Raw genomic sequence first — 14252 nt, 5'->3', positions numbered from 1 at the left:
CGTGCTTCTCGCTGCCCGACAGGGGCGCAGGGTTGCGCGTGGCGCTTCTGCGGTGTGCAAGCCCTCGGGCGGTTCAGTGGAAAAACTGGTCGAACAGTGGCCGGAACCGGTAGAAGGGGCTGAAGCCCATCAGCATGCAGCATTCGGGCAGCCGGAATGTCAGGCAGTAGAACAGCGACAGCGCGAAGAGCATCTTGCCGTTGCGCCCGCTGCGATAGGCGATCGCGGGTATCAGGTCGCGCGAAACGTACTGGATCGACGGTTCGAGGCGCGCGCGCAAGGCCGCGGGAACGAGGCGTATCAGATCGGGCGTCGTGATCGACCCCGTGCCATCGGCGAGCAGCAGCATCACGTAGGACAGCGAGACGGCCGAAAGCCAGCGTCCCCAGTCCATCGCGAGCACGAAGATCGGCGTCGAGCAGAGCGCAAGAAACCACAGGACCGCGAGATGACGGCGCAGCAGGTCGGGCGAGCACACTCCGCCGCTCGCATCGCGCCGCGACGTGACGAAGGCGAGCACCGCGCCAATGCCGACCGCGCCCAGCGCCCATTCCCAGAACTGCCCGGAGACGATCACATGCAGCGAGAGCGCGAGATTGGCGAGCGCACTCCAGCCGAGCACGGTCACCGCGCCGAAGGGGATATCCGGCGACTTGGGCGACAAGGAGGCGCGCAGCGCAGGGTCTAGCATCATCCACATCTCGCCCGCGAGGTGCGGGTTGCCGCGAAAGGCGAAGCACACGCCGAGCATGACCAGCTGGATGAAAAGCCCGAGCCGCACGAGCCACGTGAAAGCGCGGCGCGTGGGGAACATCTGTGCAATGCGTCGTGCGAGCAGGTAGAAGGCCGGGAACGAGATGAACACGAATCCTTCGTGAAACAACGGGAGGATTGCGCACTGCGCGAGGAATACGACGTAGAACAGCCACGCGGCGGGCGAGCGCGCAGCATCCGAGTTGGCGCGGCAGATGTACACGTAAATCAGGCAATCGATCGCGAGCGAGATATGGAACAGCATCTCCTTGCGAAAGAAGTATTCGTCGCCGAAAGCCATTTGCAGGAGCCCGCCCGGCAGCAGCAACGCGAGCACGATCGCGGGGGTGCTCTGCCAGCGCGAGGCGCGCCACAGTGCGAACATCAGCACGCACAGCACCGTGTAATTCACGAACACGAGGTGGTTGATCGTGCTGATCCAGTTGGCGTTCTCGCGCACGAGTCCGAGCAGCGCGCCGCCGAGACCGCGCCGGACGAACCCGAGGTCATAGGTGATCAGCCAGTCGGTATAGCCATACGCGCTCCAGTTCATGGTTTCGGGCGCGTACGCGGTCACACCCCAGACGAGCGCAACGCCCGCGCCCATGAGCGCGAGGACGATCCATAAATTCACTCGTTTCACTGTATCCCCCTATCTTTCTCCGGATCGATCGACCGGCTTCGCACGGCGATTCGAATGGACCCGCTGCGGCGGCTGAGCATCTGTTGCTTGCGGACTGTCTAGGTCTCGCTGACTGTTTGGGCCGGGCGGCCGGGCAGTCCGCCGCCAGACGCCACAGGCGAGCCATGGGCCCGGGTGGACGCGGTACGCCGCCTGTCTCCCGTGCCGGCGAGATAGACCGTGGCGGTGGTGCACAGCAAGAGCGTCGCGCTCACGTCGAGCATGCTGAGCGCGCGCACTTCGTCGACGTAGCCGAGTGCGAGAAAGAGCGGCACGTTGCACGCTACAGCGAGCAACGCGTGCCGGCGCGCGCACGCTGGCAGCGCGCCCCAGCCGGTGAGCGCGAGCAGCGCGAGCAGCACGAGCAGCACGATATGGGTCGGGCGCGGCATCGGAATGCCATACGTCCACTCGGTCAGGAAGTAGTTGCGCGGATTGGCAAAGAAGTGGAGGTTCAACCAGAGATTGAACAGCGCCGGGCTCCCGGCGTTGCCCGCATACCGGTATTTGATCCACGCATTGACGATCACACCTGCGACGACGCAGGCGCCGATGCATGCCACGGCCGCGCGGCGCGAGGCGCGCAGGCGCAGGAATGGATAGAGCGTCACGGCAAAGAGCGGGAACGACTCCTTATTGAGCGTCGCCACGAGCGCGAGGGCCACGAGCCACGCGATCTTCGCCCGGCACGCGAGCCATACGGCGATCGTCATGAACATCATCTCGGGAAAATCGTAGTAGTACGTGGCCGGCACGGCGATGGCGAGGACGAGCGGCGCCAGCGTGGCGGCCACTTCGTGGCCAACGAGGTCGAGGCAGACCCGACGCAGCATCAGCATCGCGACGAGCAACGAACCGAAGGAGAGGCCATACACGATGTAATAGCGCAGCGCATAGGCGGGATCGTCCGTGCTCGTCGCGCGCGCGAACGTGGCGCGCAGCGGGTTGTGCGCCGGGGCATCCTTCGCGAGATGCTCGAGAAAATGCGCTTTGACGGACCCCGGCAGCAGCTTTTCCCCCGCATTCGCGATAGCGGGCAGCAGTTGGCGATAGACGTACGGCCGATCGGCGGTGCCGTCGAGGACGTCCGTCAGCGAGGTGCCCGCGTGGCCATCACCGAAGCTGTGCTTGGCGTAACTGCCGCAGAAGGCGGCTGCCGCGACGAGCAGGTAAATGCACAAGCGCATCACGCTGCGTGTGACGCGCGCGCCAAAGGGCTGCTGCCGGTCCATGGGACACTCCGTCAAGAAGCGCGGGGCCGCACGTTCGCACGGCCCCGCGGGCTCACACGTCAGGGCTGAGAATAGTCCGTGCTGGACGGGTCTGTGGTGTACGTGTAGGCGTACGCGTAGTCATAGTGGCCATAGCGGGCGCTGCGCTTGACCTCCACCGCGTTCAGCACGCCGCCGACCACATGCGCCCGCGCGCGCTGCAGTTTCTTGAGCGACGCGCCGATCTCACGCTCCGTATGGGCGCCCGCGCGGATCACGAGCACCGTCGCGCCGGCCAGGTTCGCGACGATCGACGAATCGGCTACGGCGAGCAGCGGCGGCGTGTCGACGATCACGAGATCGAACTCGTCGGAGAAGCGTCGCAACACGTCCGCGAAGCGGCTCGACGTCAGGATTTCGGAGGGGTTCGGCGGATACGCGCCGGCCGCGATGAAGTGCAGCCCCGAAACGCCCGTGGCGCGCGCGGCGATATCGAAGTCCACCTGGCCCGTGAGCAACTCGGTCAGCCCGCCCTTGGGCGAGCGGCCGAAGTACTGCGCGAGGCGGCCGCGCCGCAGGTCGGCGTCGATCAGCAGCACGCGCTTGCCGGACTCGGCGAACAGGGCGGCGAGATTCGCGCACAGGAAGCTCTTGCCGTCGGCGGGCGTCGGGCTCGTGAACGCGACGATGCGGTTCGGCGTATCGACGAGGCCGAATTGCAGCGTCGCGCGCAGCCCGCGCAGACCCTCGACCGAGGTGTCGAACGGATGCGTCTTGGCGAGCAGCGCGCGGGTGGGCGCGTACGGTGCCGGAACCGGCAACGTGTCGGCCGCCGCCGTGTGGCCGCGCTCGCCCACGCGGGCGCCGTTGTGAGCGCTGTTGCGTGCGCCATGCGGGCGGAGCAGGCGCGCGACGCTGGAGGGCAGCACGCGCATCATGCCGCTTCGCGAGGGCGCGGGCAGCGCGGCGTGCTTGCTGTTGACGAGTTGCAGATCGCTGCGCGTTTGCTCGGCCGAGAGCGGAATCGAGCCGAAGATCGGCAGCGAGAAGCGCCGCTCGATCGTTTCGGGGTCCGAGATTCCCGTGATGAACATATGGCGGCAGAACGCGAAGCCGATCCCCGCGAGCACGCCGAGGAGCGCACCCGCGGAAATGATGAGGCCGGACTTGGGCGCGACCGGTACGGTCGGCACGAGCGCCTCGTCGATGATGTGCACGTTGCCGATCGTACCCGCCTTCTGGATCGACAGTTCCTGGGTGCGGTTGAGCAGGGCGACGTAGATGTCGTTGGCGACCTTCGCGTCGCGCTGCAGCGAGACGGCTTCGCGCTCCGTGCCCGGCAGGCCCTTGAAGTGATCTTCGAAGCGCGCGCGTTCGGCGGAAAGGGCGGCCAGCTGGGCGTCGACCTGCTGGACCTCGGGGCTGTCGACCGTGAAGCGCGTGATCAGCTGCGCGCGCGCGATGCGCAGCGCCGCGATCTGCTTTTCGTAATCGAGACCACCTGCCAGATACACCGAGGCCTCCGCCGACGGCTGGAACGTGCCGGCCCGCGCCTGGTACTCGGAGAGCGCGCGCTCCGCGCGTTGCAGGTCCTCGCGCAGCCGCGGCAGCTCGCTATTCAGGAAGTCGAGCATCTTGCTCGCTTCCTCCTGCGCGCGCGTCGTGCGTTGCGAGAGGTACGACTGCGCGACGGCGTTGGTGATCGCGGTGATCGCCTTCGGGTCCGTGCCCATGAACGAAAGCTGCACGATGCCGGTGTCGTGGCCACGCTCCATGACGCCCAGGCCACCCGCCAGACCCATGACGGCGTCGAGCTGATTGGCGCGCGTGACGAAGAACTCAGTGTCGGGGCGCGCGACGAGCTGCGTTACGTTGATGGTGACGCCGTTGCCTTCGGCCGGCTTGCCGGCGTTGCCGGTCAGCAGCAAACGGCCTGCCGGATCGAACAGATTGAAGCGGCCGTCGCCGAGCGCGCGCAGCGTGAGCTGCACGCCTTCGAGCGCCTTGGGTACGCTGATCGAATCGACGGCGAACTGCTCGCCGCCCCATGCATAGGAGCGCATGCCGAACCAGGCGGGCATCGGGTGGCCCGGACGCGCGAACAGATGCGAGATGCGCGAGAGGTAGGGCATCGTCTTCGGGCCCGCGCCGAAGTTCAGCTTGAACTGCTCGACCACGGGCTCGACCACGCTGCGGCTCTTGATGATTTCGATTTCGGCGTCGGTGCGCACCATGCCGCCGCCAGAGGTCGAAAGCGAGCCGATCGCCGCGGCGGTTCCCGAGCCTTGCTGCGCCGGGTCGATTTGCAGCATGGCGTCCGCGGAATAGATGCGCGTGGCGGTCTGGGCGTAGAACACGGCGGCGCCGAGCACGACCGCCACGATGCCGATCACCCACCAGATCTGGTCGACCACCATGCGCACCAGATCGCGCATCACCTCGTCCTCGTCGCTCCCGCGGGCCGGCGAGACGTCTTCAATGTCATAGGTACTCATTGTCAGCTCTCTCGATCGCGGTAATCAGGGGTTCACGAGTTCTTTCGTGAAGAAGATCGTCTGCAGCGACGGCGTGATCAGGTCGAGCAGGCGGTTAAAGCGCGCCGACTGGGCGATCTGCACGTACACCACATCGCGCGGCTCCAGCTCGAACCGGGTCATCAGCATGATGGAGTCGACCTGGGTCATGTCGAGGCGATACACCTCGGGCGTGGCGAGCTTTGTCTTCACGGTGTGGTTCGGACCGGGCTGCGGATCGATGCCGCGAATTACGTAAATGGCATGCGGGTTCGACGTGCGGTTGTCGATGCTGTTGGCGTTCGCGATGGCGTCGGCGAGCGTGAGCTTGCCGCGGTTCATCGGCACGATCGACGGATGCGCGATTTCGCCGAGCACGAACACGCGGCTGTTGGCACGGTCGGGCACGTCGACGATGTCGCCGTCTTTGAGCAGCACGTTCTGGTTGATATTGCCGCTCGAGACCAGAGAATCGACGTCGATCTGATGGCGCACGCCTTCGCGCGTGACGCCGATGTTTTGCAGGTCGGCGTCCTGGTTGGCGCCGCCCGCGCGGTTGAGCGCGTCGACGATCGACAGCGGCATGTCGGTGATCGCCTGGCCCGCGGGCTGGCGCACGTCGCCGAGCACCTGGATCTGCTTGCTGTTGAAGCCCGTCACGCGCACGTCGAGCTGCGGGTTGCGGATCGTCTTGCTCAAACCCTGCGTGAGCTTTTGCTGGACCTGTTCGGCGGTGAGGCCGAGCACCTTCACGCGGCCCACGCGCGGGAAGAAGATCGTGCCGTCGCTCGCCACGCGCAGCTCCAGGCCGCCGATCTGGCCGCCGCCGGTGGTGCCACCGAGTGCGCCACCGCCCCCGCCGCCGCCGGCTGCGCCACCACCGCCGCCCGCCGAACCGCCGGCGCTGCCGCCCGCCGAGAGGCCCGGCAACGGCGGCGTACCCGCGCTCGCCCCGCCTTGCGAGGTCAGCTCGGGGTGATCCCACACGATCACCTGCAGCGAATCGTTGATGCCGATGTGATAGATGTATTCCGCGCGCGTGGTCGGCGTGAGGCACGTGAGCGGGCAGGTCAGCAACGCCGTGTCATCGTCCGGATGCTGGGCGAAAAATTGCGCGTTGATCTGCTGCACGTCATAGACGGGCGGCGCCGTCTGTTGTGCCGGCGGAGGGGGTTCGCGCAGGTTGCTTTCGTCGAAGAAACCGCCGGGCGTGAAACTGCACGCGCATAGCGACGAGATTGCCAACCCCGCGATGATCGTTTTTGTCTGCATGGTCTGTTTCCCCGCGTTACGTGTGCGCGCCGATCCTTTCAGCGTCTTTCCTGCTGCCAGGCGCCAAAAAGAGCGCGTACGCCAATCCACCACTGCTGCATGGCCACCATCGGCCCGGTCCGGCCAAATGCCAGCGTGAGCGCGCGGCCAAGCCCCGGGTCCGCGCGCGTGCCAATCAGCGTGGCGTAAAAGATAAAAGCCCAGCGACCTGCCGGTGAGAGGTGGTCGCGCATGATGAATCGCAGATTAAACGAAGCGTTGTAGAACGCTGTGCGGTTGAACACATACCGCTGATCATCGTCGCTGCGCGCCGCCGGGAAGTGATCGACGAGGATCGTCGGGTCGTACATCAGCTTCCAGTCGCGCCGCACGACATCCAGGCTGAACAGCATTTCGCAGTGCACCTGCGCGCCGCTGCCGCGCAGCCGCTCGTCGAAGCGCACGCCTTGCACGGCGGCGCGCCGGAACGCCATGTTGACGGCCTTGAGCACCTGCACGCGGCGCGCCGAACCCGCGCCGATATGGTGATTGCCAACCGGCCGCCCATACCAGCTCACAAGCCCGACGTTGGGCGCCGCGCCCGTGAGAATCGTGCCGAGCTGATGCACGATGTCGCGCCCGCCAATGCCGCCGAGCGTGCTGTCGCGCGCGAACGCTTCGGCCATGCGCTGGGTCCAGTCGCGGTGCGGCGCGGCGTCGTCGTCGGTGAAGCAGAGAATGTCGCCGCGCGCCGTTTCCATGCCGAGGTTGTAGGCGGCCACGACGCCCGGCTGCGTAATGCGCGCGACGCGCAGGTTGCGCGTGCCGGGGCCCGCTGGCCGCGCGTCGAGCATCGCGTGCGTGGCGTGGTCGTCCTCGCGCACGACGACGACCACTTCGTCGGCGGGGCGCCACTGCGTGTCGAGCGCCGCGAGACAGCGTGCGAGATCGGCGGGCCGGCGGTACGTCGGCACGATCACGGATAGATTTACTGACTGGCTCGATTCCTCATTCACGTGTTTCCCCGTATGCGTTTCAATACGCGTTATGGCCGACAAAGCCCTTCACGAGGGTGATCAGCACGATTTTGATGTCGAACCAGAACGACCAGTTGTGGATGTAGAAAAGGTCGAATTTCACGCGCGTTTCCATTTTTTCCACTTTGCGCGTGGCGCCGCGATAGCCGTTCACCTGGGCCCAGCCGGTGATGCCGGGCTTGATGCGGTAGCGGTGCATGTAGCCGTACACGAGGTCCTTGTAGAGATCGTCGTGTTCGAGCGCGTGCGGGCGCGGACCCACGACCGACATCTGCCCGAGCAGCACGTTGAAGAACTGCGGCAGCTCGTCGAGGCTCGTGCGGCGCAGGAATGCGCCCACCTTCGTCACGCGCGCGTCGTGCTGGCTCGCCTGGGTGATGACGCCAGCGGCTTCGTGATGCACGGTCATCGAACGGAACTTGTAGATCTCGAACGTCCGGCCGTCGATGCCCTTGCGCTTTTGCTTGAAGAACACTGGGCCCGGCGAGTTCAGCTTGATCGCGATGGCGATGAGCGCGAAGAGCGGCATCATCAGCACGAGCGCGGCGAGCGCGAACACGCGGTCGAACACGAGCTTCGGCCACATCTGCGGCGTGGGGATCGGCATGCCGGTCAGGCTGATAGTGGGCAGGCCGAGCACGTCCACGAGCGTGTGGTTGAAGAGCGCGAGGCTGCGCGTATCAGGAATGAAGCGCAGGTTGACGAAGTCGTTCTGGAACGCGCGCGTGAAGCGGTAGATCGTGTGCTCCTCGGAGAGCGGCAGCGCGAGCCATACTTCGTTGATGTGCTCGTCGCGCACTTTCTGCACGAACGCGTTCATCTCCGTGAACATGGGCAAGCCGCTGACGCTCGCGTTCCCCGCGTGTGTCGGATCGCGATCAGCCTGGGTCGTGTCGAGCATGAACACGGGCTTGAACCCCGCGTGCGCGCGCTGCTCCAGATGCGCAAGCAGTGTGCGTGTGAAGCCCGGTGCGCCCACGAGTGCGACAGTGCGGTAGTTCAGGCCGCGGCGGCGCGCCACGCGCAGCAGCAGATGGGCGGCAAGCTTGGTGGCGAGAATCAGCGCGCCGGAAATGAGCGTCGCGTAGGCAAACCACAGCCGCGAGATCGTGTCGGCGCGGTGCAGCGTGAAAACGAGCAAGAGGCCAGTCACCACGACCACGAGCCACGCGGCGGCGGTGCGCGCGAGCATCGTCGGCAGCGACTTGCCGCGCCACGTCTCGTAGATGCCGAACACGGGGAAGAGCAGCAGCACCAGCGCGCAGTTGAACGCGACGAGGAGCCGCTGCGTGTCCTCGAGTCCGATGGCCGCCGAGTAGCGCGCGCCGTGCGCGAGGAGGCCTCCGGCGATCACGAAGAGCGCATCGAAGGCCCGAGCCGAATTGCGAAACATGTCCGAATCCCCTGCTCGTGCTGCGTTCAGGCGACGGTTTCGGCTTGACGCAGGCGCGGCAGCAGGCGGTCGAACTCGCTGCGCACGAGGCGGTAGCATTCGCAGGCGCGCGCTTCGAGCCCCTCGCGGTCCAGCACCTGGATGCGGCCGCGATTGTGGTGGATGAGGCCCTGGTCGTGCAGCTTGCCCGCCGCTTCGGTGATGCCTTCGCGGCGCACGCCGAGCATGTCGGCGATGCGCTGCTGCGTAACGGCGAGTTCGTTCGACGCGACGCGGTCCGTCTCGCTCAGGAGCCATCGGCACAGCTGGCTGGAGAGCGAATGGTGGCGGTTGCACGCGGCCGTTTGGGCGATCTGCGTGAGGAGCGCGTGCATGTAGAGCATCATGAGCCGGCGCAGCATGTCCGAGCGCGCAAAGTGTTGGCGCAGTGCCTGGGCGCTCATGCGGTAGGCGAAGCCCGCGTGCTGAACCTGCACGCGGCTCGGCATGGTTTCGCCGCCGGTGAGGATCGGCACGCCGGTCATGCCTTCGCGGCCAACTGCCGTCAGCTCGACCGAGCCGCCGTCTTCCATCGTCGACAACAGCGAGATGACCGCCGTGGTGGGAAAGTAGACGTGGTGGATCCGCTGGCCGGAGTCGCAGAGCAGCTGCTCGGCTCGCAGATTGACGAGCTCGAGATCGGGCGCAAGCGCCTGCCACTCATGCGACGGGAGAGCACCGAGCAAATGATTGCCGTGCAAATCGGATTGAAGGGTAAGCATGATTGGTCCTCGCACGAAGCCGTGTCGAACACGGCGTTCTGTTTTTCCCCGCTACGTCGTCCCGTGTGCCTTGTGCCTTGATGTCTGGCGTGCGGCCATGAGTACGTTGTGTGGGCCCCGTATACCCCCGGACGCGTCGGTGCTGGTTTGTGGTCACCGGTTACGCGCTGGTATGGCATGACTGTTAGCGAGGAGCGTGCCAGCGGACCCGAAAACGAGCAGTGGCGCGACGCAGCAGCGCAGGCTGCGGATCGCCATCTGGAAAAGTCGGTCTTTTTGTTTCAATTCTGTACAGTGCGCGCGGCGTGGCTCAATGCGCCGCGCGGCGTGGTTCGCTCGCAACACCTTGATTTGACGGGCCTGCCGGACGCGCACTTAATGTTTCGCGTGAACTCCCACGGCTGAAACACAAGTTTTGCGAGCGTCTCGAAGCGCCTGCGGCCGCGAATCGAAATTGATTCAGATGTGTTCCGTGACTAGCGTGCGCTGGCGCACGGAATGTTGGTTGCACGCAAACAGCGGCAGCGCGCTGCGAAGCGCGAATCCGACACGTCATGAGCGCAAGAGCACGCGTGTATGCGGGTTCCCACGGTGGGCTTGCGCCAAGACACGCCACGTGCGTCTGGCGGCGCAGGAGAGGGCGGCGGCGGCGCGTGTGCTGCGCATCGCCGGGCTCGCTCGCGCCGAACCTGTTTCGTTGTTGTTGCATTGCGTTTTGCGCACCGCAGACGCTTCGTCGAGTGCTTACTCGAAGCGTTCGGCCGGTGGCGAGCAACCGTGCGCAGGCGCACAGATCGCGTGTTTTTGAGCGTCTAGATTCGACAATTGCGCCCGTGCCGAGCGTGCGAAAAGCTCGGGGTGCGCATGGGTTCGCTACCTGGTAAAAGCGCGGCAAACGCCATGCGGGAACGTCAGATGGGCGTCGTCGCGCCGGGCGGGAGCGTTGCGGCCTGCGTGCGGCGCGAGCGGAAGAATGCGCGGCGCAGTTTTTCGGACGGTTCGTCGACCCAGCGATAAATCAGCAAGGACAGCACCGCGACGACAACGAGCATGAGCGCGATCCACGGCAGCCGCGCGACCCGCGGAAGCTGCTCGAAGTGCTGGAGAAAGACGGTGAACGCCGCGCCGTGCACGATATACACCTCGTACGAAAGATTGCCGAGCATGCGGTCGCGGCGTGTGCCCGGCTGCCGTACAGTGGCGAGCGCATAAGGGATCAGCAGCAGCGACAGCACGCAATTCGCGGCCAACGTATAGCGGATGAGCGGGCCGGTGAAACTGCCCCACAGGAACAGCTCGCGCGCGCGAGGCAGCGCGAGGCAGCCGAAGAAGAACAGCGCGCCGGCGGCGAGGCTCGCATGAGCCGTTTGCTTCGACGGGGACCAATCGTGGCGGGCGGCCAGCATCCCGGCCAGGAAAAAGACGAAGTAGAGCGGCAAGACCGAATGAGACGGCCACGGCCCGAAATTGCCGAACAGCACGACGAAACCTGCCAGCGCAACGGCGATCAAGGCGGCCTCCATCGCGGCCCGATGCGTGCTGCGTGTGAGCAGCCAGATCACGATCGGCGCGACCACGTAGAACTGCAGCTCGATGTCGAGCGACCAGACAGTGGGAATGACATTGCCGGGGGCATCGAGCTGCGCGTAGCCGAAGATGGCCAGATGCGATTCGTAGAAGTTGAATGCGGACGGTGTCCACTGCGCGGGCAGGCGGAACGCGAAAATCCCGAGCGGCCAGACGCACAGCGCGAGCAGGACGAGGGTTGCGTAAAACACCGGCAGCAGGCGCCACGCGCGCGAGAGCACGAACGACGTGTAAGGCCGCGGCAGCACCGCGTATTCCGCTTGCCACATCTGGTAGATCCAGTAGCCGCTTAATGCGAAGAACAGATGCACGGCGGCGGCGCCGATCGAGACGGGCAGTACGTGGCCAAGGCAAACGGCGCCGGCCAGTGCGAGGCGGAATGCACCGGGCGGCGAGATCAGGTTGCGTGTGTTCATGGCCTGTCCTGTCGTTGTTCGATCCTGCGATCGTTTTGCACCGGCATTACGGATAAAAGACCGTTGCCGACGCATTGATCGCACGAATCTCGCCCTCGGGCGCCGCACGCCGGGCCGTCTCGCCGTGCGGCGTGAGCGCGACCGTGCGCGGCCTGCCCGGCACGAGATGGAACCAGTTCGGCACCGCGACGTAGTGCGCGTCGGCCACGTAGACGTAGCGTGCGAAGCGCAGCGTTTGCAGCACGAGTTGCCATCCTTCGGATGTTTCTTCGAGCGTGGCAGTGATGCCCAGATCGTGGCGCTCCAGCGCGCGTTTTTCGGGCAGGTGGAACGCCTCGGCGAGGATCGCGCCGCTTATGCGATCGCGCAGCGTGGCAATCGTCACGTCGTGCGGACGCGGGCCGAAGCGGTAGGCGTGCGTGAAGTCGAAAAAACGCCCAAGGCAGTCGGCGGCGCTCACGGTGCGCGCGCTGCGCGGCGCAAGCTCGATCTCGCGGCTCGCTTCGGCCACCCTGACCGCGCCATCGCGCAGGCAGAGCAGTTCGAGCGTGGCGTCGAGCGGCTTCGCCGTCTCGTTGACGAGGTGCAGGTCGAGGCCGTTCAAGCCTTCATCGGTAATGCCGAGGTGCACGGGCTTGAACGCCTGCGCAAGCGCATGCCATGCGCTCTTGGGGCGCCGCAGCGAATCGACCACGCCCCAGCCCGCGCCCGGGCGCAGGTCCTGAAACTGCCAGACGAGCGCGCCGCCGCAGCGCGAGCCCGCGCGCCGCCATTCGGCGTAGACCTCGGTCATGAGTTCGGCCACCACGGCGCGTGAGAGGTCCAGAAAGCGCTGCGGATCTTCGTAGCGCAGCCGCGCGGCCTCATGGCCGTACACGGCCTGCACGTAGTGGTCGCGCACGTCGTCGAAGTCCCAGCCGGCGCCTGGGTCGCGCGGTACGGCGGCCTTCCAGCGCGGATCGTGGCAGTGGATCGTGCCGAGACCGTCGTGCAACGTGGCGTCGTCGGGAATGTTGGCGAACGCCAGGCATTCGGCCGCGAAACGCACGTCGGAGCGCCGCACGTCGCTCATGGGCCGCTGATAGGCGCTGACGCCATAGTAATGCGTGATGCCCGAGCGCGTGCCGAACGGCCAGGTGCCGCCCGAGGGCGAATTCGTCACGTACTGGATGTCGGGCCGCTCGCGCGCGACGAGTTCTGGCAAGTGTTTCGTGAAGAGCGGCTGCTCGCGCTGCTCGGGCGTCAAGCCGAACATCGCGGCCTGCTGGTCGATCTCGCTGCCGCCACAGGTGATGGCAAGCGATACATGGCGGCGCGTGCGTGCGAGAAACTGCGTGGCTTCGCGCGTGACCGAGGCGAGGAAGGCGTCGTCGCTCGGGTAATCGAAGTTGGCGAACGCGAAGTCCTGCCAGATGAGGATGCCGTGCTCGTCCGCGAGACGATAAAAAACGTCCGATTCATAGACCATCGTGCCGCCCACGCGCAGCATGTTCATGCCCGCGTCGCGCGCGAGCGCGAACCAGCGCGCGAGTTCGTCGGGGTGGCCTGAGAGCGTCACGAGGTCGGCGCTCGTCCAGCAGGCGCCGCGACAGAACACGGGCGTGCCGTTGATGCGCAGTGCGAAGCCATTGCCGTCGTCGCCGTGGTTCGCTTCGATCGTACGAAAGCCCACGCGGCCCAGATCGAACGTTTCGCCGCCCAGTCGCAGCGCGAGGGCATGAAGCGTCGGCGTGCCATGCGTGTGCGGCCACCAGCGCTCGACGTCAGCCACGCGCAACTCGCCGCTTAGCGTGCGCGCGTCGCGCCGGGCGAGCGCGGCCTGTGCGCCGGCGCACGAGAGCTGCGCTGCTGCCGTAGCCGGTTGCTCGCGCACGAACGTGAGCGTGAACGACACGATGCCGTCGTCGCCGTCGAGCGAGGTGGCGACGTCGATCGTGTCGAATGCATGCGGCGCGTCGCCGAGCCATTCGATGGGACGCCACGGGCCCACGGCTTCCACGCTCGGGCACCAGCCCGGCATATGGCCCAGCAGCGTGGTGCGCACGTTGCGTAACGTCGGCGGATTCACGAGGCGCGGGCGCCAGCGCGCGCGGCCGCGCCGCGCGGCGAGCAGCGGCGCGAGCGAGCGGAAGCACAGCGCGAGCGTGGCATGGCCTTCGAGCGCGATGTCGAGGTCATGCGCGACGAACATCGAGTCCGAGTCGAGCAGCTTCTCGCCGCCGAGCCAGACTTCCGCGAGCGTCGCGAGACCGTGCAGGCGCAGGCGTTGCACGCCATTCCCGGTCACCTGGACGCGATACCAGTGATCGTCCTGCTGGAAGGCCGGCGGATGGCCGATGTCGAGCCGCCCGGCGGCGCGCCATGCCGCCGCCACGGTGCCCGGCACCGAGGCGGCGAGCCAACCCTCGGCGGGCCAGTCGGCGGGCGATGCGCACTCGCCCGCGCGCGTGGTCAGGCATTGCCAGCCGGCGTCGAGCGGGCGGGGCCAGACGGTGGCCGCGCCCTCGAGAGAGGCTTCGTGCGCCGTGTCGGCTGGGCGGCCCGGCGGATCGAAGATATCGGTTGGCAACGCCCGCACGGCGGCTCCTTTTCTATGGACTTGTGGTTGCTGCCCGGCCGGCACAGCCAATCAAACGCTCAATCCCACG

Annotated in this window: 9 protein-coding genes; all 9 read right to left on the bottom strand. The window is 66.4% G+C overall.

The window, feature by feature from the left end:
* Window positions 1–73: 73 nt before the first annotated feature.
* The 9 genes from JMY28_RS01700 to JMY28_RS01660 all read right to left on the bottom strand — a co-directional run bounded on the left by JMY28_RS01700 (window position 74) and on the right by JMY28_RS01660 (window position 14182).
* Window positions 74–1396 carry a hypothetical protein gene (locus JMY28_RS01700; protein ID WP_201693982.1) on the bottom strand — a complete coding sequence of 441 codons (1323 nt, stop codon included), beginning with the start codon at window positions 1394–1396 and terminating at the stop codon, window positions 74–76.
* 98 nt (window positions 1397–1494) lie between these two features.
* Window positions 1495–2667: a hypothetical protein gene (locus JMY28_RS01695; protein ID WP_201693980.1), complete on the bottom strand. Its 1173-nt coding sequence runs from the start codon at window positions 2665–2667 to the stop codon at window positions 1495–1497.
* Window positions 2668–2726: 59 nt separating this feature from the next.
* Complete coding sequence (locus JMY28_RS01690) at window positions 2727–5141, bottom strand: polysaccharide biosynthesis tyrosine autokinase (RefSeq protein WP_201693978.1); 2415 nt, start codon at window positions 5139–5141, stop codon at window positions 2727–2729.
* Window positions 5142–5165: 24 nt separating this feature from the next.
* Window positions 5166–6431: a polysaccharide biosynthesis/export family protein gene (locus JMY28_RS01685; protein ID WP_201693970.1), complete on the bottom strand. Its 1266-nt coding sequence runs from the start codon at window positions 6429–6431 to the stop codon at window positions 5166–5168.
* 38 nt (window positions 6432–6469) lie between these two features.
* On the bottom strand, window positions 6470–7426 hold the full coding sequence (locus JMY28_RS01680; RefSeq protein ID WP_201693968.1) for a glycosyltransferase family 2 protein: 957 nt from the start codon (window positions 7424–7426) through the stop codon (window positions 6470–6472).
* A gap of 19 nt (window positions 7427–7445) precedes the next feature.
* The gene (locus tag JMY28_RS01675) at window positions 7446–8840 is read right to left on the bottom strand and encodes an undecaprenyl-phosphate glucose phosphotransferase (RefSeq protein ID WP_201693966.1); all 1395 of its coding nucleotides are present in this window, start codon (window positions 8838–8840) and stop codon (window positions 7446–7448) included.
* Window positions 8841–8866: 26 nt separating this feature from the next.
* The gene (locus JMY28_RS01670; RefSeq protein WP_201693959.1) at window positions 8867–9601 is read right to left on the bottom strand and encodes a Crp/Fnr family transcriptional regulator; all 735 of its coding nucleotides are present in this window, start codon (window positions 9599–9601) and stop codon (window positions 8867–8869) included.
* A gap of 911 nt (window positions 9602–10512) precedes the next feature.
* Complete coding sequence (locus JMY28_RS01665) at window positions 10513–11604, bottom strand: acyltransferase family protein (RefSeq protein WP_201693957.1); 1092 nt, start codon at window positions 11602–11604, stop codon at window positions 10513–10515.
* A gap of 46 nt (window positions 11605–11650) precedes the next feature.
* Window positions 11651–14182, bottom strand: a complete 2532-nt coding sequence (locus tag JMY28_RS01660) for a glycoside hydrolase family 2 protein (protein WP_201693955.1) — start codon at window positions 14180–14182, stop codon at window positions 11651–11653.
* Window positions 14183–14252 lie beyond the last annotated feature (70 nt).

Origin of the sequence: Paraburkholderia hiiakae (assembly GCF_904848665.1) — a bacterium.
GTDB classification, from domain to species: Bacteria; Pseudomonadota; Gammaproteobacteria; order Burkholderiales; family Burkholderiaceae; genus Paraburkholderia; species Paraburkholderia hiiakae.
The sequence above is the reverse complement of the archived record's forward strand: the minus strand, read 5'-3'. Positions and strand labels throughout refer to the sequence as shown.